Here is a 23,385-nt window from a genome sequence, read left to right on the forward strand (position 1 = left end):
TAACCTCACTTGGCCGGCAGCGGGGCGTCGGGCGCGGGCAACGGTTGAGGCGGGCGCCGTCCCACGTACTGGCCGCTCGGCCGCATCCGCAGCGGGCGCTCGCCGTACTCCTCCAGGGCGTGCGCGATCCAGCCCGCCGTCCGGGCCACCGCGAATACGGTCTCGCCGGCCTCGGCGGGCATGCCGCACGAGACGGTGAAGACCGCGAGGGCGAGGTCCACATTGGCGTGGAGGTCGGTGTGGCGGGCGGTCGTCGTCACGACGTCACGGGCCGCGGCGAGCGCCGAGTGGGCCTGCGGGATCTCTTCGAGGAGGGCGAACAGGGCCTGGGCGCGCGGGTCCTCGCCCTGGTACAAGCGGTGGCCGAGACCCGGTACGCGGCGCCCGGCCCTCAGTTCGTCCGCCACCACGGGGGCCGCGCTGCCGCGGTCGAGGACTTCGAGGAGCATGCGGTGCGCGAGTCCGCTGGCGGCGCCGTGGAGCGGCCCCTCCAGGACGCCGAGGCCCGCGGACACCGCCGCGTACGCGTGCGCGCGCGCCGACGCGGCGACCCGGACGGCGAGCGTCGACGCGGCGAGGTCGTGGTCGACGAGGAGCCCAAGTGCCGTGTCCAGTGTGTGCAGTGACGGATCGTCGGGTTCGCGTCCGGAGAGGCGACCCCACAGGCGCTGTGCGAGCGGCCCGCCGTCGCGGTGCGTGTGCCGTACGGGCGGCAGGGCGGTCACCAGTGTCGGGATGAGGGTGCGGGCCGTGCCGAGTACGGCCTCTTCGGAGAGGTCGAAGCGCAGCGGATCGGCGACGGCGGCGGCGACCGCGGCGACCCGCAGACGGTCGACGGGGCTGCTGTGTTCCGGCAGGGCCCCCACGGCGCGCCGGGCCGCTGCGAGCGACTGCCGGGGAGCGGTGAACCGGACCCCCGGCCGCAGCACCCCCGTCCACAGCCACTCGGCGACCTCTTCGTAGCTGTGATGTGCGGCGAGCTCGGTCGCGTCGACCCCGCGGAAGTAGTAGCGGTCCTCGTCGATCAACGTGATGCGGGTGCGCACCGAGAGCTCGCCAGGGGCCGAACCGGCCGTGGGTTCCCGCCTGTTGCGCTGCGCGAGCGCCTCCACCTCGGCCGCGTCGAACGTGCTGCCGCGCGAGCCCGGCGCCGCCCGGCGGCTGCTGAGCTGACCGCGGCTCACGTACGCGTACACGGTCTCGGGCTTCACGCCCAGCAGTTCGGCCGTCTCCTTGGTGCTGAGCCGCCGGGCTTCCCGCGCGGGTGCGGGTTCGTGATCCGTCATGCGCGCCACCGTATATCCGCATCGCTTGTATTGATTCAATCAATATTGACAACCATTGAGTCAAGCATGGACAGTCGAATCAAGTCCAGGGAGGAAACATGCCGATCAACGGGACCACGGCCGCCCCTGTCGACGTACCGCGGGGACTCGCGGGCGTCGTCGTCACCGACACCGAATTGGGTGACGTCAGAGGGCGTGAGGGCTTTTACCACTACCGCCAGTACTCGGCCGTCGAGCTCGCGCGGACCCGCAGCTTCGAGGACGTATGGCACCTGATGATCCACGGCGAGCTGCCTGACGCCGCGCGGTCCGCGGCCTTCGCCACGCGCACTGCCGCCCTGCGCAGGCTGCCCGACGACGTGCGGGCCGCGCTGCCTGTGATCGCCCGCGCCGGAGCGCTCTCCGGCCCGCTCGCCGGGCTGCGCAGCGCTCTGTCGCTCTTCGGCGCCTCGCAGGGCTTCCGCCCCGTGTACGACATCGACGACGGGCGGAGGCGCGACGACACGCTGGCCGCCGCGGCGGTCGTGCCGACGCTGCTCACGGCGCTGCACCGGCTCGGCGACGGGCTCGAACCGGTCGAGCCGCGCGACGACCTGTCGTACGCGGCCAACTACCTCTACATGCTGACGGGTTCGGAGCCGGAGCCCGCTCACACCCGTGCCATCGAGCAGTACCTGATCTCCACCATTGATCACGGGTTCAATGCGTCAACGTTCACGGCGAGGGTCATCACATCGACCGGTGCCGATGTCGCGGCCTGTCTCGTCGGCGCCGTGGGGGCGCTCTCCGGGCCGCTGCACGGCGGTGCCCCGAGCCGCGCGCTCGACACGCTCGACGCGATCGGCACGCCGGACCGGATCGACGGGTGGATCCGCGAGCGGGTCCTCGCGGGTGACCGGATCATGGGCTTCGGTCACCCCGTCTACCGCACGGAGGACCCTCGCTCGCGGATGCTGCGGGGTATCGCCGAGGGGTTCGGCGGGCCGATGGTGGAGTTCGCCGTCGAGGTCGAGCGCCATGTGGAGTCGATCCTCGCGGAGCTGAAGCCGGGGCGGGAACTTCACACGAACGTGGAGTTCTACGCGGGCGTGGTCATGGAGCTGTGCGGGTTGCCGCGCACGATGTTCACCCCCACGTTCGCCGCTGCGCGGGTGGTGGGGTGGAGCGCCAACATCCTTGAGCAGGCGCGGGACTCAAAGATCATCCGCCCGGCGGCGCGGTATGTGGGACCGGCGGCTCCGGTGCCGGTGCCAGTCGTGGCCTGAACGCGCCGGAGCCCGGCCCTTCGTGGGGACCGGGCTCCGGGAAGCGGCGGGCTAGGCGTCCGGGATGTCGGCCTTCGCGCGCACGAGCGTTTCGCGGCTGACGATCACGATGCGCTCGTAGTCGGCGCGCGCCGCATCAGGCGGAAGCTCCTTGTCGAGCTCCGCGGTGGCCTCTGTCCCGATGACGGCGAAGTTCCCGTCGCTCAGCTCGAACAGGTCAGGGCAGGTCGCCCCTGACGCACTGCCACGTTCGCGCGGAGGCACACCGATGCGGCGCACGATCTTCAAGGGGTACCGGTCCTTAGGGAAGGCATAGCTCTGACACGTTCCGGGTCAGGCTAGTGCGCCACCTGCGGCCTGTGGGGCGCATGCGAACGGAAGTTGAGGAATTTTGGGGCACATGGGCGTGCGAGATCACCGGTGTGGGTGAAGGGGCTCGTCGACGGCCGGCTGGGGCTCAGAATGTCTGAGGGTCCCCGACGACCCACCACTCGTCCGTGTCCGCCTCCTCCAGCTCTTCGTAGAGCCTGTCTGCCAGGCGTCCGAGCCGGGCTTCGTCGGACGAGTGCTTGAGGGCGATTCGGTGGTTGCGGGTGGCTTCCCAGTACTCGCGAAAGACCGGGCTCTGGAAAAAGTCGCGGAGGTGGCCGTACACCTGCTCCTGGTCGACGAGGCCCGACTGCTCCAGGTGGAAGAGGTTGACGTACCAGGCATTCGCATAGAAGTACTGGCGCAACTTCTCGAGCGGAACATCCGCGCCGTACGTGTTGATCACGACCGCGAGGGACGGGTCGTCGATGGCCTTGACCAGTAGTGCCCAGTGCATGCGTTGCTGATGGGCCCGTGCGCGGCCGCGCTCGGCCACCTCGTCCCGCTCCAGCTGCTCGGTACGCAGCCGCGCCTCCTCGCGGCGCCGCTGCTGCTTCGCGAAGGCCGACGTGGCCCCGCCGAGAGCGAACCCCGCCAGCGCGGCGGCACTCAACGCCCATATCCCATTACTCTGTGTGGCCATGTCAACCCCCGGTTCAGGCGACCGTCCGCCGGTCGTCGGGTGCGGGGCGACGGGAAAGGACCGGCGAGCGGTGGGCGGCGCGCTTGCCGCCCCCCAGGGTGCCGAGCGGCGCTGGTCGGCGGGGAGGCGGAGAGGAGGCACACGGAGGGAAGCAGGGGTCGCTCGTCCGGGCGCCATGCCTGTCGTGTGCCCAGCCCGCGACGCTAACAATCGTTCACTTCGCGGTGTTTCTACGCGCTCGTATCCTGGGGCGGCATTCATTCGTCGTAAGAACGCCGGTATGCGCGTCGGTATGAGACCGGCGTGCGCGTCGGTGTGAGAGAGGTCGCGCGTTGAGTCAGCCGAGGCGGGAGCTTCCGCAGCAGATCCCGGTCGTCGTGCTTGCCGGGTTCCTGGGCTCCGGCAAGACCACCCTGCTGAACCATCTGCTGCACCACGGCGGCGGCACGCGGATCGGCGCGATCGTCAATGACTTCGGCTCCATCGAGATCGACGCCATGGCCGTCGCCGGGCAGCTCGGCGACTCCACCGTCTCCCTCGGCAACGGGTGTCTGTGCTGCGCCGTCGACGCGAGCGAGCTCGACGAGTACCTGGACCGGCTCACCCGGCCGTCGGCCCGCAACGGCATCGATGGCATTGATGTGATCGTGATCGAGGCGAGCGGGCTCGCCGAGCCGCAGGAGCTGGTGCGCATGGTGCTCGCCAGCGAGAATCCGCGGATCGTGTACGGCGGTCTGGTCGAGGTCGTCGACGCCGTCGAGTTCGACGCGACGCGGGAACGGCACCCCGAGCTCGACCGGCATCTGGCCATCGCCGACCTCGTGGTGGTCAACAAGGCCGACCGGATCCCGGAGACAGAGCACCGGCGCGTCCTGGAGCGCGTGCGCGGGCTGGCCGGAGGCGCGGCAGTCGTTCCCGCGACGTACGCGCGCGTGGACCCCGAGTTCCTCTTCGACTGCCGGCCGACGGGGGAGCGGATCGGACAGCTGTCGTTCGACGACCTGCACCGACATCACGAAGACGGTCCCGACAGCGACAGCGACAGCGACAGCGCAGGCGGAGACCGAGACGGGCACGGCAAGCACGACGTGCACGACGGACATCTGCACTCCGCCTACGACAGTGTCTCCGTCGAGTCCGAAGTGCCGCTCGATCCGCGCCGGTTGATGACGTTCCTCGACAGCAGGCCCGAAGGTCTCTACCGCATCAAGGGGTACATCGACTTCGGTGCGGCCGACGCGCGCAACAAGTACACCGTGCACGCCGTCGGGCGGTTCCTGCGGTTCTCGCCGGAGCCCTGGACTCCAGGGGAGCCGCGCCTCAGCCGGCTCGTCCTCATCGGCGCCGGGATCGACGCCCCGCGGCTGAGCAAGGAACTGACCGCCTGCGCCCAGGACGCCCCGCACACCTATGCCGACGAGCACAGCATGTGGGGCGTCCTGAGATACGTACAGGAGCCGAGCGACGCGGAAAGCGACGCGGGCTAGACCGGCCCCGCCACCACCGAGACCGTCTTCGCGAGGGAGACGCCCGAGCCGTCGCGGCGCGGGTCGACCTCGGGCAGCTCGGCCGGGGTGCCGTTCTTCTGCGCCGCGCGGGCCGGTGTCGGGCCCGCCCAGCCCAGGCTCAGGCAGTCCTCGCCCTTCAGGAAGCGCTGACAGCGCACGCCGCCCGTGGCGCGCCCCTTGCGCGGGTACTGGTCGAACGGGGTGAGCTTCGCGGTCGTCTGGACGGAGTCGTCGAGCGTGCCGCGCGACCCGGCCACCGTGAAGACGATCGCGTCGACAGCCGGATCGACGGCGGTGAACGAGATCACCTTGGCGCCGTCGGTCAGCTTGATGCCCGCCATACCGCCCGCGGCCCGGCCCTGCGGACGTACCTGCGACGCCTGGTAGCGGAGCAGCTGCGCGTCGTCCGTGATGAAGACCAGGTCCTCCTCGCCGGTGCGCAGCTCCACTGCGCCGACGATGCGGTCACCGTCCTTGAGGCCGATGACCTCCAACTCGTCCTTGTTCGTCGGGTAGTCGGGCACGACGCGCTTGACCACGCCCTGCTCGGTACCGATCGCCAGGCCGGGCGAGGACTCGTCGAGGGTGGTCAGACAGACCACCTTCTCGTCCGCCTCCAGGGACGACAGGAACTCCGTGACAGGCGCGCCCCCGGAGAGGTTCGGCGCCGAGGCCGTCTCCGGGAGCTGCGGCAGGTCGATGACGTTGAGCCGCAGCAGGCGCCCCGTGGACGTGATCGCCCCGATCTCGCCGCGTGCCGTCGCCGGCACCGCGGAGACGATCACGTCGTGCTTGGTGCGCCTGGCATCCTCGTCGTCCCCGAACGGTTCGGCGTTCGCCGTGCGCGCGAGGAGGCCCGTGGACGACAGAAGCACGCGGCACGGGTCGTCGGCGACCTGGAGGGGCGCAGCGGCGACCGCCGTGCCCGCCGACTCCAGGAGGACGGTGCGGCGCTCGGTGCCGAACTTCTTTGCCACCGCCGCCAGTTCGGCCGAGACGAGCTTGCGCAGCTCGGCGTCGGAGTCGAGGATCCCGGTCAGCTCGTCGATCTCGCCGTTGAGCCGGTCGCGCTCCGTCTCCAGTTCGATGCGGTCGAACCTGGTGAGGCGGCGCAGCGGCGTGTCCAGGATGTACTGCGTCTGGATCTCGCTCAGCGAGAAGCGCTCCATCAGGCGCTCCTTCGCCTGTGCGGAGTTGTCGCTGGAGCGGATGAGGCGGATGACCTCGTCGATGTCCACCAGCGCGACGAGGAGGCCCTCGACCAGGTGCAGCCGGTCCCGCTTCTTGGTACGGCGGAACTCGCTGCGGCGGCGCACGACCTCGAAGCGGTGGTCGAGATAGACCTCCAGGAGCTCCTTGAGGCCGAGGGTCAGGGGCTGGCCGTCGACCAGCGCCACATTGTTGATACCGAAGGACTCCTCCATCGGCGTCAGCTTGTAGAGCTGCTCGAGGACGGCCTCCGGCACGAAGCCGTTCTTGATCTCGATGACCAGGCGCAGGCCGTGCTGGCGGTCGGTGAGGTCCTTGACGTCCGCGATGCCCTGGAGCTTCTTCGAGCCGACCAGGTCCTTGATCTTCGCGATGACCTTCTCGGGGCCCACCGCGAAGGGCAGTTCGGTGACGACGAGGCCCTTGCGGCGCGCCGTCACGTCCTCCACGGAGACCGTGGCGCGGATCTTGAAGGTGCCGCGGCCCGACTCGTAGGCGTCCTTGATGCCGGACAGGCCGACGATCCGGCCGCCCGTCGGCAGGTCGGGGCCAGGGACGAACTTCATGAGCGTCTCGAGGTCGGCGCCCGGGTGCCTGATCAGGTGGCGCGCGGCGGCGATGACCTCGCCGAGATTGTGCGGCGGCATGTTCGTCGCCATACCGACGGCGATGCCGGACGCGCCGTTGACCAGGAGGTTCGGGTAGGCGGCCGGCAGGACGGCGGGCTCCCGCTCCTGCCCGTCGTAGTTCGGCCCGAAGTCGACCGTGTTCTCGTCGATCGACTCCGTCATCAGCGACGTCGCCGGGGCCATCCGGCATTCGGTGTACCGCATGGCGGCCGGCGGGTCGTCGTTCCCGAGGGAGCCGAAGTTCCCGTGGCCGTCGACCAGGGGGAGGCGCATCGAGAACGGCTGGGCGAGCCGCACCAGGGCGTCGTAGATCGACGCGTCTCCGTGCGGGTGCAACTTACCCATGACCTCGCCGACGACGCGGGCGCACTTCACGTAGCCGCGGTCGGGGCGCAGGCCCATCTCGTTCATCTGGTAAACGATGCGCCGGTGTACGGGCTTCATGCCGTCACGGGCGTCCGGCAGGGCCCGGGAGTAGATCACCGAGTACGCGTACTCGAGGAAGGAGCCCTGCATTTCGTCGACAACGTCGATGTCGAGGATCCGCTCCTCGAAGTCGTCGGGAGGCGGGGTCTTCGTGCTGCGGCGGGCCATCGCTGCTGCGGCTCCTTCACAGATGCTGCCGGGGCATGTACGAGAATCTGACGCGCACCATTGTGGACCGCCCCACTGACAACGCTGACCGCGACCCGTCCGTAGGGCGTTCGGTGCTCGCTCTCGGCGTACCCAGTGCGGGAACTTCGCCAGGCGTCAGAACGCTTGCATACAGTGGCAGAACTGGCAGCACATCTGCAGTTTCCGCGATAGTTCAGCGATCGAAGGGACGTACATGCCCATGGGTCACACGGCCACCGCCGAGGCCGGCTCCGGCGGCCTGACAGCGACCGAGCACCGCCTCGCCAACGGCCTGCGCGTGGTGCTCTCCGAGGACCACCTGACCCCGGTCGCAGCCGTCTGCCTCTGGTACGACGTCGGCTCGCGCCACGAGGTCAAGGGCCGCACGGGCCTGGCTCATCTCTTCGAGCACCTGATGTTCCAGGGCTCGAAGCAGGTCCACGGGAACGGGCACTTCGAGCTGGTGCAGGGCGCCGGCGGCTCGCTGAACGGGACGACGAGTTTCGAGCGCACCAACTACTTCGAGACCATGCCGACCCACCAGCTGGAGCTCGCGCTCTGGCTGGAGGCCGACCGGATGGGCTCCCTCCTCGCCGCGCTCGACGAGGAGTCGATGGAGAACCAGCGCGACGTCGTCAAGAACGAGCGCCGCCAGCGCTACGACAACGTTCCGTACGGGACCGCGTTCGAGAAGTTGACCGCCCTCGTCTACCCGGAGGGTCACCCGTACCACCACACGCCCATCGGCTCCATGGCCGACCTGGACGCGGCCACCCTGGAGGACGCGCGGAACTTCTTCCGTACGTACTACGCGCCGAACAACGTCGTGCTTTCGGTCGTCGGAGACATCGACCCCGAGCAGACGCTGGCCTGGGTCGAGAAGTATTTCGGCTCCATCCCGCGCCACGACGGCAAGCAGCCCCCGCGCGACGGCGCCCTGCCCGACCTGATCGGTGAGGGCGTGCGCGAGGTCATCGAGGAGGAGGTCCCGGCCCGCGCGCTGATGGCCGCCTACCGGCTGCCGCAGGACGGTACGCGCGCGTGCGACGCGGCCGACCTCGCCCTGACGGTCCTCGGCGGCGGCGAGTCGTCCCGGATCTACAACCGTCTCGTACGGCGCGACCAGACCGCCGTCGCCGCCGGGTTCGGTCTCCTGCGGCTCGCGGGCGCGCCCTCCGTGGGCTGGCTGGACGTGAAGACGTCCGCCGACGTCGAGGTCCCGGTCATCGAGGAGGCCGTCGACGAGGAGCTCGCGCGGTTCGCCGCCGACGGGCCCACCCCGGAGGAAATGGAGCGCGCCCAGGCCCAGTTGGAGCGCGAGTGGCTCGACCGGCTCGGCACGGTCTCGGGCCGCGCCGACGAACTGTGCAGGTTCGCCGTCCTGTTCGGCGACCCGCAGCTCGCCCTGACCGCCGTCCAGCGCGTCCTCGACGTCACTGCCGAGGAGGTCCAGGAGGTGGCCAAGGCCCACCTGCGTCCCGACAACCGCGCGGTGCTCGTCTACGAGCCCACGGCCCCCGAAGAGGACGACGCGACCGCCGAAGCGTCCAGCACGGACGAGGCCGCGGACGAGACCGTCGGCGAGACGGCAGACGCCATCGAGACCGCAGACAAGGAGGCCGGCAAGTGACCGAGCTCGCGACCATGGACTTCCACCCGCAGCCCCAGGCCGGCACGGCCAGGCCGTGGGCCTTCCCCGCGCCCGAGCGCGGCACTCTCGACAACGGCCTGACGGTGCTGCGCTGCCACCGCCCGGGCCAGCAGGTCGTCGCGGTCGAGATCAACCTCGAAGCGCCCCTGGAGGCCGAGCCCGCCGGGCTCGACGGCGTCTCCACCATCATGGCGAGGGCCTTCTCCGAAGGCACCGACAAGCTCGCCGCCGAGGAGTTCGCCGCCGAGCTGGAGCGCTGCGGCGCGACGTTCGACGCGCACGCCGACCACCCCGGCGTACGGGTCTCCCTGGAGGTGCCCGTCTCCCGCCTGCCGAAGGCGCTCGGCCTGCTCGCCGACGCCCTCAGGGCGCCCGCGTTCGCGGACAGCGAGATCGAACGCCTCGTGCGCAACCGCCTCGACGAGATCCCGCACGAGACGGCGAACCCGGGCCGCCGCGCCGCCAAGGAGCTCTCGAAGCAGCTCTTCCCGGCCACCGCGCGCATGTCCCGCCCGCGCCAGGGCACCGAGGAGACCGTCGCGGCTGTCGACGCGGCGGCCGTACGTGCCTTCTACGACCGGCACGTGCGTCCCGCCACGGCCACCGCGGTCGTCGTGGGCGACCTCGCGGGCATCGACCTCGACGCCCTCCTCGCGGACACGCTGGGCGCCTGGACGGGGAACACGGCCGAGCCGCGCCCGGTACCGCCCGTGACGGCCGACGACACCGGCAGGGTCGTCATCGTCGACCGGCCGGGCGCGGTGCAGACGCAGATCCTGATCGGCCGCATCGGCGCGGACAAGCACGACCGGGTGTGGCCGGCGCAGGTGCTCGGCACGTACTGCCTGGGCGGCACCCTCACCTCCCGCCTGGACCGTGTCCTGCGCGAGGAGAAGGGATACACCTACGGCGTGCGGGCGTTCGGCCAGGTGCTGCGCTCGGCGCCGGACGGGACGGGCGTCGCGATGCTCGCCATCAGCGGCTCCGTGGACACGCCGAACACGGGTCCGGCGCTCGACGACCTCTGGAAGGTGCTGCGCACGCTCGCGGCGGAGGGCCTCACCGACGCCGAACGGGACGTGGCTGTACAGAACTTGGTGGGCGTCGCCCCGCTCAAGTTCGAGACCGCCGCGGCCGTCGCGGGGACGCTCGCCGACCAGGTCGAGCAGCACCTGCCGGACGACTTCCAGGCGGAGGTGTACCGGCGGCTCGCCGCGACGGGCACCGTGGAGGCCACCGCGGCCGTCGTGAGCGCCTTCCCGATGGACCGTCTGGTGACGGTGCTCGTCGGTGACGCCGCGCAGATCGAGGAGCCCGTCAGGGCGCTCGGCATCGGAGAGGTGACCGTCGTCACGGGCTGACCGTGACCGTGTGCAACGAGGGGCCTCGGTGGGCGAGATGACCACCGGGGCCCTTGTTTGTCCGAATTGAACCAGTGGTTGCCTGTCTGCCCTGTGGCATGCGCTACAAAAGCCCGGTTCCGTTTGTTGATTGAAAGTTGCCCCGCTTAGCGTCGGTCCGGCTGTCCGCCAGATGTACGCCGCGCCCGTGGCACCGGACAGTCATCGCCGAGTCCCCCAAGGCGCGAGCCGGGGGAGCCGGGGACCCACCGTCCCTGGGGTGAATCGGACGCCCTTCCCTGAAGGGGGTCCGTAGGAGACCTTCCTGCTCCGAACCCGTCAGCTAACCCGGTAGGCGAGAAGGAAGGAAAGGATCAGCCACCCCATGGCGTTCACCCGTGCGACCGGGAAGCACCGTCGCCCGAGCCGTCTCACGCGCACCACCGCGCAGGTCGCCGGCGTCGCCGCGCTCACCACGACCGGTGTCATCGGAGGCCTCGCCGCCCCCGCCCTCGCCGCCGACGACGCGGCCGTGGAGCAGACCGGCCTGACCAAGGCCATCGCCATCGGTGACTCCCTCGCGGAGCAGATCGACGCGCAGGCCGCCGCCCAGCAGCAGGCCGCCGACGAGGCCGCCGCGAAGAAGAAGGCCGAGGCCGAAGCCGAGAAGAAGGCCGAGGAGGACCGGCGCAAGGCAGCCGCCAAGGCCAAGGCCGAGCGCGAGGCCAAGGAGCGTGCAGCCCGTGCGGCCGAGCGCAAGCGCCTGAACGCCTTCGTCATTCCGGTCACCGGCTCGTACGTGTCCACCGCGTACAAGGCCAGCAGCGGCCTGTGGTCCTCCGGCAGCCACACCGGCATCGACTTCCACGCCGCCAGCGGCACCTCGGTCCACGCGGTGGGAGCGGGCACGGTCGTGGAGGCCGGCTGGGGCGGCGCCTACGGCAACAACATCGTCATCAAGATGAACGACGGTACGTACACGCAGTACGGCCACCTGTCGTCCATCGGTGTCTCCGTCGGCCGGACGGTCACCCCGGGGCAGCAGATAGGCCTCTCCGGAGCGACCGGCAACGTCACGGGCCCGCACCTCCACTTCGAGGCGCGCACGAGCCCCGAGTACGGCTCGGACATCGACCCCGTCGCGTACCTGCGCTCCCACGGCGTGAACGTCTGACCTTCGCCGCGTACCTCGCGAAGACGCACCGAATGCCCCGGCTCACCGAGCCGGGGCATTCGTCGTTCCCGGACCCGCTTGTTCCCGGACCGCTTCTTCCTGACGCCGGTGTCCAAAAAATATCCATGGATTACGGCCTGCCGTCGGAAATTCGCGCCCGCTGGAATAGAGTCGCTGGACAGGCGAGCTGAACAGACGGCAATCGCGCTGTACGGGCGACTATCGACCGCGTTTCGCGGGGATTAAGGCGGAGGTCGGGGCATGCGCATTCCGGCGCACTCGGTATGCACGGCGATCCGCGACGACATCGTCTCCGGTGTCTACGAGCGCGGCGGCAGACTCACCGAGGAGGTGCTCGCCCGCCGCTACGGCGTCTCGCGCGTCCCCGTGCGCGAGGCATTGCGCACGCTGGAGGCCGAGGGCTTCGTCGTCACCCGCAGGCACGCGGGTGCGTGCGTCGCCGAACCCTCCACGCAGGAGGCGGCGGACCAGCTGGAGATCCGCATGCTCCTCGAACCGCTCGCAGCGGCCCGCGCCGCGCAACGCCGCACGGAGGCGCACCTGAAGGTCCTGCGGGGCCTGGTCAGGCTCGGCCAGGAGCGCTCCAGGCGAGGTCAGAGCGAGGATCTGCGCTCGCTGGGCAGCTGGTTCCACGAGACGCTGGCGCAGGCGTCCGGCAGCCCGGGGCTGATCACGATGCTCACCCAGCTCCGCCACAAGATCGCGTGGATGTACACCGTCGAGCAGCCCGCGCGGCCAGCCGACTCCTGGGCCGAGCACGGGGCGATCGTCGACGCCGTGGCGCGCGGTGACGTGGAGCGCGCGCGGGCGCTCACGGCGCAGCACACGGAGCGCGCCGCGGCCGCTCACCGCATGCGCGCCCCCCGTCCGGGTGGCCGTGTGAGGACTTCGCAACATCCCGTCAACACAGTGGGGCTTCAGCATTAACAGAGGCGCCGTATACAAAGAGGGCGGCTCATTTCCAGGGGCTCTGTTTCCGCTGCCCCGGAATTCTGCGAACAGATCTGCAGAAAGCAAAAGGGTCTGCTCGGAAAATCCGAACAGACCCTTTATGCGGCGCGATCTTCTGTGAGCAGGAGACAGCGCCCAAGAATCGGGAGACCCGTGTACAGGGGCCCGTACTAGACGGTCTCGGGAAGCTCCTCGAGCCCCTCGGCGACCAGCTTGGCCAGACGGTCGAGCGCGATGTCCGCACCCTCGACGTCGGAGGCCAGGACGATCTCCTCGCCGCCGCCGGCACCCAGGCCGAGCACCGCGAGCATGGAGGCGGCGTTGACGGGGTTGCCGTCGGCCTTGGCGATCGTCACGGGGACGCCGGCCGCCGTGGCCGCGCGGACGAAGATGGAGGCGGGGCGGGCGTGAAGGCCCTCGGCCCAGCCGACGTTGACGCGGCGCTCAGCCATGTGATGCTGCCCTTCAGGATTCTCACAGTTGTCTAGACCAGTCTGCCACATCGGTGGACGTGCCCGATGTGAGCCCTGCGTACCGCCCGCACACGCCCGTCGGCCCTCATAGAGTGCCTTCGGCCCGCTCGCGCCGCGACCCGTACGACTGTCACCGCTGCGCCGTACGCTGGCCCCATGCAGACCCCGTCGGACCGGCACGCATACCCCGCCCACTGGGAAGCAGACGTGGTGCTGCGCGACGGCGGCACCGCGCGCATCAGGCCCATCACCATCGACGACGCCGAGCGGCTCACGAGCTACTACGAGCAGGTCTCCGACGAGTCGAAGTACTACCGCTTCTTCGCGCCGTACCCGCGCCTGTCCGCCAAGGACGTCCGGCGGTTCACCCATCACGACTACGTGGACCGGGTGGGTCTCGCGGCCACTGTGGGCGGCGAGTTCATCGCGACTGTGCGCTACGACCGCATCAACGCCCAGGGAATGCCCGCCTCCGCCCCCGCCGACGAGGCCGAGGTCGCCTTCCTCGTGCAGGACGCCCACCAGGGCCGGGGCGTCGCGTCCGCGCTCCTGGAGCACATCGCCGCCGTCGCCCGTGAGCGCGGCATCCGCCGCTTCGCCGCCGAGGTGCTGCCCGCCAACACCAAGATGATCAAGGTGTTCACGGACGCCGGATACACCCAGAAGCGCCACTTCGAGGACGGCGTCGTCCGCCTGGAGTTCGACCTCGAACCCACCGAGGCCTCGCTCGCCGTGCAGCGCGCCCGCGAGCAGCGCGCCGAGGCCCGCTCGGTGCACCGGCTCCTCGCCCCCGGCTCCGTCGCCGTCATCGGCGCGGGCCGCACGCCCGGCGGAGTCGGCCGCAGCGTCCTCGACAACCTCCGCGACGCCGGGTTCACCGGCCGCCTCCACGCCGTGAACAAGGCGTTCCCCGACGACCTGAGCGACCTCGACGGCGTCCCCGCCCACCGCTCCGTCCACGACATCGACGCCGACGAGCCCGTCGACCTGGCCGTCGTCGCGGTTCCCGCGGAGCAGGTCCCCGACGTCGTCGCCGAATGCGGCGAGCGTGGCGTGCAGGGGATCGTCGTCGTCTCCGCCGGATACGCCGAGTCCGGCAGCGAGGGCCGCGCCCGCCAGCGCGAACTGGTGCGCCAGGCCCGCTCGTACGGCATGCGCCTCATCGGGCCGAACGCCTTCGGCGTCATCAACACCTCGCCCGAGGTGCGGCTCAACGCGTCGCTCGCGCCCGAGATGCCGCGCGCGGGCCGCATGGGCCTGTTCGCCCAGTCCGGAGCCATCGGTATCGCGCTGCTCGCCCGCCTCCAGCGGCGCGGCGGCGGCGTGACCGGAGTGACAGGTGTGTCGACGTTCGTCTCCGCCGGCAACCGCGCGGACGTGTCCGGGAACGACGTACTCCAGTACTGGTACGACGACCCCGACACGGACGTCGCCCTGATGTACCTCGAATCCATCGGCAACCCGCGCAAGTTCACCCGCCTCGCCCGCCGCACGGCCGCCGCGAAGCCTCTCGTCGTGGTGCAGGGCGCCCGGCACAGTGGCATCGCGCCCCTCGGCCACGCCGTCCGCGCCACGCGCCTGCCGTACGCCACCGTCTCCGCCCTGCTGCGCCAGGCGGGTGTCATCCGCGTGGAGACCATCACCGAACTCGTCGACACCGGCCTGCTGCTGGCCCGCCAGCCCCTCCCGCCGGGCCCCCGCGTGGCGATCCTCGGGAACTCGGAGTCGCTCGGCCTCCTCACGTACGACGTCTGCCTCGCCGAGGGCCTGCGGCCGAAGCCGCCGCGGGACCTGACGACCGCGGCGTCCGCCGAGGACTTCCACGCGGCGCTCACGGAGGCGCTCGCGGACGACAAATGCGACGCGGTCGTCGTCACGGCCATGCCCGCGGTGGGGGAGTCGACCGCCGAGGACGCGGCGCTCGCCGAGGCGCTCAGCTCGGCCGCCGCCGGGACCCCCACCAAGCCGGTCCTGGTCGTGCACGTCGAGCTCGGCGGCCTCGCCGAGGCGCTCTCCGCGGCCACCAGCACCGGCCCGCGCGCGCTCGCCAAGACCCCGGGCGGCCCCCCGGCCGGACGCCCGCCCACGGACGAGCCCGCCCCCACGCCCGCGCTCATCCCCGCCTACCCCGCGGCCGAGCGCGCCGTCCACGCCCTCGCCGAAGCCGTCAAGTACGCCCAGTGGCGGCGCGACGCCGCGGAGCCCGGCAAGGTCCCCGAGTACGACGGCATCGACGAGACGGGTGCCGCCGAGCTCATCACCGCGCTTCTCTCGAAGGACGACGACCCGCGCGGCGCCGAGCTCGCCCCCGAGGACGCCCGCGCCCTCCTCGCCCGCTACGGCATCGACGTACGGCAGACCCTGCCCGCCCCCGGACCCGACGAGGCGGCCGCCGCCGCGCGCACTCTCGGCTACCCCGTCGCCCTCAAGACGACCGCCCCGCACCTGCGCCACCGCGCCGACCTCGGAGGAGTACGCCTCGACCTGGCGAACGAGGAGGAGCTGCGCCGCGCCTACGAAGAGCTGTCCGAAACGCTCGGCAAGCCCGAGGAGCTGCGGCCCGTCGTCCAGGCCATGGCACCCCGAGGCGTCGACACCGTCGTCCGCGCGGTCATCGATCCGGCCGCAGGCGCGGTGCTCTCCTTCGGGCTCGCCGGCGCCGCCTCCGAGCTGCTCGGCGACACCGCGCACCGGCTGATTCCGGTCACCGACCGGGACGCCCAGTCGATCGTCAGGGGCATCAAGACCGCGCCCCTGCTCTTCGGCTGGCGCGGCTCCGCGCCCGTCGACACGGCCGCGCTCGAGGAGGTGCTGCAACGGGTCTCGCGGCTCGTGGACGACCACCCCGAGGTCGTCGCCGTCTCCCTGGAGCCCGTCGTCGTCGCCCAGAGAGGCCTGTCGGTCCTCGGCGCCTCGATACGGCTCGCCCCGCCGCCCGTCCGCGACGACCTCGGCCCGCGCACCCTGCCCGCGTACTGAGCAGACCGGTGAGACGAGCCCCACATACGGGTGTTTTCCGCACCCGTCCACAGGCGCACCGCGAGCCCCCCGCCGGGCTTTAGGATGGGTCCCATGGCCAAGACCAGTACGACGACCCAAGGGCTTCGAGCGGCGATCGAGCGCAGCGGCTACTACCCGGCCCTCGTGGCCGAGGCGGTGGAGGCCGCGGTCGGCGGCGAACCCATCGGGTCGTATCTGGTCCACCAGGAGACCACCTTCGACTCGAACGAGGTCCGCAGGCACGTCACCGTGCTCGTCCTCACCGGCACCCGCTTCATCGTCAGCCACACCGACGAGCAGGCCGCCGACGACACGTCGCCGACGCCGTACGCCACGACGTCCACCGAGTCCGTGAAGCTCGGCCGGATCTCGTCGGTCGTGCTCAGCCGCGTCGTCGCCAACCCGGAGAAGTACGTTCCGGGCACCCTGCCCCGCGAGGTCGTCCTGACCATTGGCTGGGGCGCCGTCGCCCGCATCGACCTGGAGCCCGCGGCCTGCGGCGACCCCAACTGCGAGGCGGACCACGGGTACACGGGCAGCTCGACGGCCGACGACCTGAGCCTGCGCGTCAGCGAGACCGGGGACGGTCCCGACACCGTCCGTCAGACCCTCGCCTTCGCCCAGTCCCTGTCCGAGGCCACCGCGGCGACCGCGCGCTGATGGCCATGCCCAGCTGGGACGACGTGGAGCCGCTCGCCGTCCGGTCCGCTCCCGTGCCCGAGTACGGCGCCGGCTCCCTCGCCGACCTGCTGCCCACCCTCGGCTCCCACCTGGGGGTCCCCGACTGCGCTCCGGCGATACCCGAGCTCGCGCCCGCCGACCGCGCGTGCGTGTTCCTGATCGACGGGCTCGGCTGGCAGCAGCTCCAGGCCCATCCCGACGAGGCGCCGTTCCTGACCTCGCTCCTCGCGTCCTCGCGCGGCGGCACGGGCCGCCCGATCACCGCGGGCTACCCGGCGACCACCGCGACCTCGCTCGCCTCCGTCGGCACGGGCCTGCCGCCCGGCGCGCACGGGCTGCCCGGCTACACGGTCCGTAACCCGGACACCGGCGAGCTGATGAACCAGCTCCGCTGGATCCCCTGGACCCAGCCACACGTCTGGCAGCCGTACCCGACGATCTTCCAGCGCGCCCACGAGGCCGGGGTGCACACCGCGCAGGTCTCCGCCCCCGCGTTCGAGTCGACCCCTCTCACGAAGATCGCCCTCAGCGGCGGCACCTTCCGCGGGCGCCTCTCCGGCGAGGACCGCATGGACCTGGCCGCGGAGCAACTGGCGGCGGGCGACCGGTCGTTGGTGTACACGTACTACAGCGAGGTCGACGGCAAGGGTCACCGCTTCGGCGTCGACTCCGACCCGTGGCGCGGCCAGCTCATGTACGTCGACCGCCTCGCCCAGCGCCTCGCCGAGCAGCTCCCGCCGCGCAGCGCCCTCTACATCACGGCCGACCACGGCATGATCGACATCCCGTTCGACGAGCAGTCCCGCATCGACTTCGACGAGGACTGGGAGCTGCGCGCAGGCGTCGCCCTCCTCGGCGGCGAGGGCCGCGCCCGCCACGTCTACGCGGTGCCGGGCGCCGAGTCCGATGTCCTGACCGTGTGGCGAGAGGTGCTCGGCGAGCAGTTCTGGATCGCGAGCCGGGACGAGGCGATCGAGGCGGGCTGGTTCGGCCCGCAGATCGACGAGCGGGTCTACGCGCGCCTGGGCGACGTCATCGCGGCCGCCCACGACGACGTGGTGATCATCGCCTCGGAGCGGGAGCCCAAGGAGTCGGCCATGGTCGGCAACCACGGCTCGATGACCCCCGCCGAGCAGCTCGTACCGCTGCTCGAAGTACGCTCCTGATCGTCCCCCACCATCGCGGAAAGGCCCTCAACTCCCCATGCCCGAGCTTGTGTTCTTCTCCGGAACGATGGACTGCGGAAAGAGCACCCTGGCTCTCCAGATAGAGCACAACCGCTCGGCACGCGGCCTCAAGGGCATGATCCTCACGCGCGACGACCGGGCCGGTGAGGGGAAGCTCTCCTCGCGCCTCGGCCTCGTCACCGACGCCGTCGAGGTGGCCGACGACCTCGACGTGTACGCGTACGTCGTCGACCAGCTGTCCCAGGGCGGCCGCGTGGACTACGTCATCGCGGACGAGGCGCAGTTCCTCGCGCCCGAACAGATCGACCAGCTCGCCCGCGTCGTCGACGACCTCGGCCTCGACGTCTACGCCTTCGGCATCACGACCGACTTCCGGTCCAAGCTGTTCCCCGGCTCCCAGCGCCTGGTCGAACTGGCCGACCGCGTCGAGGTCCTCCAGGTCGAGGCCCTGTGCTGGTGCGGCGCCCGCGCCACGCACAACGCCCGCACGGTGGGCGGCCGGATGGTCGTCGAGGGCGCCCAGGTCGTCGTCGGCGACGTGGACCGGAGCGACGACGAGGTCGGCTACGAGGTCCTCTGCCGACGCCACCACCGCAAGCGACTGACAAGCGCCACTGCGCACGCGGCGGCCCTGTCACCCGAAGTCCTGCCGATCGCCTCGGCCTGAGCTGTCTCAGGCATCCGTCAGGAGGCCCTGGTCCTCCTCGCGCGGCGCTGACCGTACGAGGGTGAACACCGCGCCCTCCGGGTCCGCGACCGTCGCCAGGCGGCCCTGGGAGCCGTCGCGTGCGGGCTTGAGGACGTGGCCGCCGAGCTCCTCGACCAGGGACACCGACTCGTCGACGTCCGCCACCTCGAAGTACGTCATCCAGTGCGCGCCCCGGTCGCGGGGGAGCGCCTGGCCCACGCCGTGCACCGATGCCACCGGGCTGCCGTTGAGGTGCAGCGTCAGATAGTCGAAGTCGGCGGAGACGACGGCCTCTTCCTCGTAGCCGAAGGCCGCCTCGTAGAACTTGGCGACGCTCGCCGTCTCCTGGGTCACCAGCTCGTTCCACGCCGGCGCCCCCGGCACCCCGGTGAGCGCCATCCCCAGATGCTCCGCCGCCTGCCAGATGCCGAACACGGCGCCCGCCGGGTCCGACGCGATGGCCATCCGGCCCGCCTCCCCGGCGTCGAGCGGGCCGACGCCGACGGTGCCGCCGCAGTGGCGGATGCTTTCGGCCGTGGCGTCCACGTCGTCCGAGGCGAGGTACGGGGTCCAGGCGACGGGCAGATGGCGGTCGGGCGGCATCTGCCCGATCCCGGCCACCTCATGGCCGTCGAGCAGGGCCCGCACGTAGGGGCCGAGCTGCTGCGGTCCCGGCCGGAACTCCCAGCCGAACAACGCCGCGTAGAACTCCTGGGTCGCCGCCATGCCGTGCACCATGAGACTCACCCAGCACGGGGTGCCCGGCGCGCGCCTGGCTGCTGCCTCGGTCATCGTCACTCTCTCCTCGGAACAAAATCACGTGTCGCAACGCGCCCGAGCTGATGGTGGCACTCCGTGCCGCGCGACGCCCATCGGCCGCGCCGCCCCGGCCGGATCCTCGCACGAGGATGCCCGGTGAGATGCCCGCATCCATTGCCGCGCCACGGCCTCGCGCTGTCCGGTCGGTCAACGCTCGGTAGTCGATCGTGCACGCTAGCCGACCGACGGCGCTCGGGCCAGAGCATGAGCAAGGATGGCCCTCATGAATGCCATCATCTCCGCAATCGAACTCGCGAGCGAGTCGACCGGCGTGGCCCCGCCGGTCATCCTCGACATCCGCTGGCAGCTGAGCGTGGCCAAGGCGGCGGGCGCCCCGGCCTTCGACGGACGGGCCGCATACGAGGCCGGGCACATCCCCGGCGCGGTCTACGTCGACCTCGACGCCGACCTCGCGGGACCGGCCGGAGCGGCAGGTCGGCACCCCCTCCCGGATGTGGCGTCCTTCGGCGCCGTGATGCGGCGGGCCGGCGTGTCGGCCGACCGGGACGTGGTCGTGTACGACGGCGGGCAGGGCTGGGCCGCCGCGCGCACCTGGTGGATGCTGCGCTGGACGGGTCACCCGTCCGTGCGAGTTCTCGACGGCGGCCTCGGTGCGTGGGAGGGCCCGCTGGAGACCGCGGTGCCGTCGCCCGTGCCGGGCACGTTCGAGCCCGCGCCGGGCGCAGTGGCGCTCCTGGACGCCGACGGCGCGGCCGCGCTGGCGCGTTCGGGGATCCTGCTCGACGCCCGCGCCGCCGAGCGCTACCGGGGCGACGTGGAGCCGATCGACCGCGTCGGCGGTCACATCCCGGGCGCGGTGTCCGCGCCGACGTCGGAGAACGTGGCGCAGGACGGCCGGTTCCTGCCCGCCGACGCGCTCGCCTCCCGCTTCAAGTCCCTTGGCGCGTCCGGGGATTCGGGCGAGGTCGGCGTGTACTGCGGCTCCGGCGTCTCGGGCGCCCACGAGGTGCTCGCCCTCGCGGTCGCGGGCATCGACGCGGCGCTGTACGTCGGTTCGTGGTCCGAGTGGTCCTCGGACGAGTCACGCCCCGTCGCGACCGGCCCCGAGCCGCAGTAGGGCTTCGGCAGGTGAGTACGCGAGAGGCCCGCGCCGATGGGCGCGGGCCTCTTCTGCGTACCGCTTGCGGCTAGTCCTGCTTCTTGCGGCGCGTGCCGAAGACGATCTCGTCCCAGCTCGGCACGGCCGCGCGCCGTCCGGGACGGACTCCGTCGGCCTCGGCCTGGCGGTCGGTGGTGCCGGTGAGGCGGTCCCGGTGTCCCGCGACGCTGCGCGGCATGAGGACGTCCGCGTAGGCGGAACCCGCTCCCGCGGACGCGGCGGGCGCCGGGGGCTCCTCCGCCTCGGCGGGCTCCGGCTCGTCCGTGACGGGATCGGGCGCGGGCACCGTGGGGCGCTCGGGGACCACGATGTCGCCGCGGTAGCTGGGTACGGCTTCCAGAAGGCTGGTCAGCGAGTCACGCTCGGCGGCGGAGACGGCCGCCGGGCTCTCCTCGGTGATCTCCGGTGCGGGGGCCGGCAGCGTGGGGCGCTCCAACTGCCGGTCGAGGGCCCGGTCGAGCGGGCGGTCGCGGGGCAGCCTCGCGATGCGCGGCACGAACGGAAAGCTGGGTTCCGGCGTGGCGATGTCGTCGGTCTCACCGATGAGCGAGCGGGCCTCGTCGTCGACGGCCTGGACGAGCCGCCGGGGCGGGTCGTACGTCCAGCTCGCCGAGTGCGGCTCACCCGCGACCAGGTAGACGAGCAGGACCTCCCAGGTGCCGTCGTCGCGGCGCCACGAGTCCCACTGGACGGTCTCCTTGTCGGCGCCGCGCAGCACCAGACGCTCCTGCACCGCCTCGCCGAGCTGGGGGCCCGCGTTCTCGCCGGGACGGCGTACAGGGGTCTTCCTGGCGCGCTCGGCCATGAAGGCGCGCTCCGCGAGGACAGGGCCCTCGAAGCGGCGGACGCGGTCGACGGGGATGCCGGCGAGCTGGGCCACCTCCTCGGCGGAGGCACCGGCACGTATGCGCGCCTGAATGTCGCGGGGGCGGAGATGGCTCTCCACCTCGATCTCGATCTGGCCGAGGCGCGGACGGTCGCCGCGCACGGCGGCCCGGAGGCGCTCATCGATCGGAAGCGTGTACTCCGTGCTGTCCGCAGCCTTCAGCACCAGCCGTGTGCCGTCGTTAGAGACGGCCACGACACGCAGTTCGGGCATGGGGACCTCCCGGGTGGTGCCTGCCGACGTCACGTGCGTCGCTGCTTCCGCTAGTCGAGTGTGGCCTGCCCGGGTGCAGCCTGCCACAACCTTGCCGAGTTGCCCGGCGTGTCGGGCATGGGCCCTGGATCGCCGTTATGGCACGGTTACCTGTTCGCAACGCTAAGTGACCGAGCTCGTCACCCTGTGCAACGAACCCCCTCCCGGCGGTCCTGGAAGGCCCCGGGCGCCCTGACGGGAGACCGGACCCAGGGCTCGCAACGGTACTCCATTCGGGCCACTCGGGTGGACCGGCACGCCATCGAAGTTCTCATGGGGGACGGGAGTTGAGTACGGGGCGTCCCTCGTTCGGGGTTCATGGACGTGGCGTGCTTCACGAAATCCCCAGAAACGGAACTAATCACTTCGTCCATCCGTCCCTTTCTCGTGAAGTAAGTCGAGAAAGGCAGGCAAGGGTCGGAGATGGGTGAGAAGCCGGAAACCTCCCAGGATGCACAAGAAAAGCCCAAGGGGAAGCGGCTCGACCTGAATGTGCCGCAGGTGGCGGGCAGCGCCGTGGCCGCCGTGGTGGCCGCCAAGCTGGCCGCCGGGCTCGGTGTGTACGGGACGATCGTGGGCGCGGGCGTGGTGAGCGCGCTGGCCACTTGCGGTGGCTCGCTCTTCCAGCACTTCTTCCGGCGCACGGGCGAGCAGATACGTGACGTCGCGGGCCAGGCGATACCGAAGGGCCGGCAGACCCCGGTGACGGACGACGGGCGTCCGGTACCGGAGACCTTCCGGTCCGACATGGTCCCCGCCTCCGTGACGCCGCCCGCGGCCACGGCGGCGATGCGGGCGGACGTGCCGCCGAGGACCACGTCGTGGGGGATGAGCGGCGCATCGGCACAGGGCGCCGACGCGACGACTGTCCTCCCGGCCCTGGACGCCGAGCGGACACAGCTCCTCACGGCGGATGCCGGCGATCCGGATCGGACACAGCTTCTGACGGCCGGTGGTGCCGCCGCTGAGAAGACCCAGTTGCTGAGGGTCGGGGCCGGAGCCGGTCCCGGTGCCGTGGACGACGCTACGCGCGTGCTGCGTGCCGCACCGGCGGACGGGGGAGGGGTCGGGGCCGTCAGGTCGGAACTGCCGCCTCCGCCGGGCGACTTGGGCGACGAGTACACCGAAGGGACCACGCATCGCGCGCGTGTGCGGAGCTGGAAGCGGCCTCTCGTCGCCGCTGCCGTGGTCTTCGGAGTGACGATGGCCGGCATCACGACGTACGAACTCGCCTCGGGGCAGAGTTTCAGCGGTGACGGGCAGCGGACCACGCTTCGCGAGGCCTTCACCGGCGGAGGCGGCCACCCGTCCCGCAACGACCACACCCCCGTGCCGAGCACCTCGCAGGAGCCGTCGGACAGCAGCAGCTCCGGGACGCAGAGCGGCACGCCGCAGGACGGGGGCGGGAGGCAGACGGGAGACACCGTGCAGCCCACGCCCACGCCCAGCGCGAGCGAGGACTCCCACACCGGTCACGACAACGGCTCGGGCAGCGGTTCCGGGACCGGCGGGGACAAGTCCACGCCGACGCCTGCCCCGACGCCCACTCCGAGCACCTCGGAGAGCGGCGACGGAGCTGACGTGCCGCAGCAGCAGGACGAGACGCCCGAGGGGTGAG

General features: G+C 71.4%; 19 protein-coding genes and 1 riboswitch. Of the genes, 12 read left to right on the forward strand and 7 right to left on the reverse strand.

What is annotated here, in order from left to right:
- Nucleotides 1-5 precede the first annotated feature (5 nt).
- On the reverse strand, nucleotides 6-1,286 hold the full coding sequence (locus tag CG723_RS00475; protein ID WP_100591142.1) for a citrate synthase: 1,281 nt from the start codon (nucleotides 1,284-1,286) through the stop codon (nucleotides 6-8).
- 98 nt (nucleotides 1,287-1,384) lie between these two features.
- On the opposite strand from CG723_RS00475, the gene CG723_RS00480 reads away from it, so the two are divergent.
- A complete protein-coding gene (locus CG723_RS00480) occupies nucleotides 1,385-2,551 on the forward strand; it encodes a citrate synthase/methylcitrate synthase (RefSeq protein WP_100591143.1) in 1,167 nt (388 codons plus the stop codon).
- Nucleotides 2,552-2,602: 51 nt separating this feature from the next.
- Here CG723_RS00480 and CG723_RS00485 read toward each other — a convergent pair whose 3' ends face one another.
- Both CG723_RS00485 and CG723_RS00490 read right to left on the reverse strand, forming a co-directional pair.
- On the reverse strand, nucleotides 2,603-2,839 hold the full coding sequence (locus CG723_RS00485) for a hypothetical protein (RefSeq protein WP_100591144.1): 237 nt from the start codon (nucleotides 2,837-2,839) through the stop codon (nucleotides 2,603-2,605).
- Between the two features lie 169 nt (nucleotides 2,840-3,008).
- Nucleotides 3,009-3,563: a DUF6082 family protein gene (locus CG723_RS00490; RefSeq protein WP_234374067.1), complete on the reverse strand. Its 555-nt coding sequence runs from the start codon at nucleotides 3,561-3,563 to the stop codon at nucleotides 3,009-3,011.
- A 332-nt stretch (nucleotides 3,564-3,895) separates the two neighbouring features.
- On the opposite strand from CG723_RS00490, the gene CG723_RS00495 reads away from it, so the two are divergent.
- Nucleotides 3,896-5,050, forward strand: a complete 1,155-nt coding sequence (locus tag CG723_RS00495) for a CobW family GTP-binding protein (RefSeq protein WP_100591145.1) — start codon at nucleotides 3,896-3,898, stop codon at nucleotides 5,048-5,050.
- Here CG723_RS00495 and CG723_RS00500 read toward each other — a convergent pair.
- Nucleotides 5,047-7,503 (reverse strand): DNA gyrase/topoisomerase IV subunit A, encoded by a 2,457-nt coding sequence (locus CG723_RS00500; RefSeq protein ID WP_100591146.1) that lies wholly within the window; start codon nucleotides 7,501-7,503, stop codon nucleotides 5,047-5,049. The genes CG723_RS00495 and CG723_RS00500 overlap by 4 nt on opposite strands.
- Before the next feature lie 241 nt (nucleotides 7,504-7,744).
- On the opposite strand from CG723_RS00500, the gene CG723_RS00505 reads away from it, so the two are divergent.
- The 4 genes from CG723_RS00505 to CG723_RS00520 all read left to right on the forward strand — a co-directional run bounded on the left by CG723_RS00505 (nucleotide 7,745) and on the right by CG723_RS00520 (nucleotide 12,637).
- Complete coding sequence (locus tag CG723_RS00505) at nucleotides 7,745-9,154, forward strand: M16 family metallopeptidase (protein ID WP_100591147.1); 1,410 nt, start codon at nucleotides 7,745-7,747, stop codon at nucleotides 9,152-9,154.
- Nucleotides 9,151-10,536, forward strand: coding sequence for a M16 family metallopeptidase (locus CG723_RS00510; RefSeq protein ID WP_100591148.1), 1,386 nt, complete (start codon nucleotides 9,151-9,153; stop codon nucleotides 10,534-10,536). Before CG723_RS00505 ends, CG723_RS00510 begins: the two co-directional genes overlap by 4 nt.
- Before the next feature lie 195 nt (nucleotides 10,537-10,731).
- Nucleotides 10,732-10,887, forward strand: a riboswitch (cyclic di-AMP (ydaO/yuaA leader).
- 13 nt (nucleotides 10,888-10,900) lie between these two features.
- Entirely contained in the window at nucleotides 10,901-11,689 is a 789-nt protein-coding gene (locus CG723_RS00515; RefSeq protein ID WP_100591149.1) for a M23 family metallopeptidase, read from the forward strand.
- Nucleotides 11,690-11,950: 261 nt separating this feature from the next.
- Entirely contained in the window at nucleotides 11,951-12,637 is a 687-nt protein-coding gene (locus tag CG723_RS00520) for a GntR family transcriptional regulator (RefSeq protein ID WP_100591150.1), read from the forward strand.
- Between the two features lie 194 nt (nucleotides 12,638-12,831).
- On the opposite strand, the gene CG723_RS00525 is transcribed toward CG723_RS00520, so the two are convergent.
- Entirely contained in the window at nucleotides 12,832-13,113 is a 282-nt protein-coding gene (locus tag CG723_RS00525; RefSeq protein ID WP_100591151.1) for an HPr family phosphocarrier protein, read from the reverse strand.
- Nucleotides 13,114-13,290: 177 nt separating this feature from the next.
- Here CG723_RS00525 and CG723_RS00530 point away from each other — a divergent pair, with 177 nt between their 5' ends.
- The 4 genes from CG723_RS00530 to CG723_RS00545 all read left to right on the forward strand — a co-directional run bounded on the left by CG723_RS00530 (nucleotide 13,291) and on the right by CG723_RS00545 (nucleotide 18,669).
- Nucleotides 13,291-16,113: a bifunctional acetate--CoA ligase family protein/GNAT family N-acetyltransferase gene (locus CG723_RS00530; protein ID WP_100591152.1), complete on the forward strand. Its 2,823-nt coding sequence runs from the start codon at nucleotides 13,291-13,293 to the stop codon at nucleotides 16,111-16,113.
- Between the two features lie 93 nt (nucleotides 16,114-16,206).
- Entirely contained in the window at nucleotides 16,207-16,794 is a 588-nt protein-coding gene (locus CG723_RS00535; RefSeq protein WP_100591153.1) for a DUF5998 family protein, read from the forward strand.
- Nucleotides 16,794-17,981, forward strand: coding sequence for an alkaline phosphatase family protein (locus tag CG723_RS00540; protein ID WP_100591154.1), 1,188 nt, complete (start codon nucleotides 16,794-16,796; stop codon nucleotides 17,979-17,981). The genes CG723_RS00535 and CG723_RS00540 overlap by 1 nt, the downstream gene beginning before the upstream one ends.
- Before the next feature lie 37 nt (nucleotides 17,982-18,018).
- Nucleotides 18,019-18,669 carry a thymidine kinase gene (locus tag CG723_RS00545; RefSeq protein ID WP_100591155.1) on the forward strand — a complete coding sequence of 217 codons (651 nt, stop codon included), beginning with the start codon at nucleotides 18,019-18,021 and terminating at the stop codon, nucleotides 18,667-18,669.
- A gap of 6 nt (nucleotides 18,670-18,675) precedes the next feature.
- Here the strand turns inward: CG723_RS00545 and CG723_RS00550 are convergent, their stop codons facing one another.
- Nucleotides 18,676-19,482 carry a VOC family protein gene (locus CG723_RS00550; protein ID WP_100591156.1) on the reverse strand — a complete coding sequence of 269 codons (807 nt, stop codon included), beginning with the start codon at nucleotides 19,480-19,482 and terminating at the stop codon, nucleotides 18,676-18,678.
- Between the two features lie 250 nt (nucleotides 19,483-19,732).
- Here CG723_RS00550 and CG723_RS00555 point away from each other — a divergent pair, with 250 nt between their 5' ends.
- A complete protein-coding gene (locus CG723_RS00555) occupies nucleotides 19,733-20,587 on the forward strand; it encodes a sulfurtransferase (protein ID WP_100591751.1) in 855 nt (284 codons plus the stop codon).
- Nucleotides 20,588-20,657: 70 nt separating this feature from the next.
- Here CG723_RS00555 and sepH read toward each other — a convergent pair whose 3' ends face one another.
- A complete protein-coding gene (gene sepH / locus CG723_RS00560) occupies nucleotides 20,658-21,728 on the reverse strand; it encodes a septation protein SepH (RefSeq protein ID WP_100591157.1) in 1,071 nt (356 codons plus the stop codon).
- A gap of 462 nt (nucleotides 21,729-22,190) precedes the next feature.
- Here sepH and CG723_RS00565 point away from each other — a divergent pair, with 462 nt between their 5' ends.
- Entirely contained in the window at nucleotides 22,191-23,384 is a 1,194-nt protein-coding gene (locus tag CG723_RS00565; RefSeq protein ID WP_100591158.1) for a hypothetical protein, read from the forward strand.
- The last annotated feature ends 1 nt before the right edge of the window (nucleotide 23,385 follow it).

Source organism: Streptomyces sp. CB01635 (assembly GCF_002803065.1).
GTDB lineage: Bacteria > Actinomycetota > Actinomycetes > Streptomycetales > Streptomycetaceae > Streptomyces.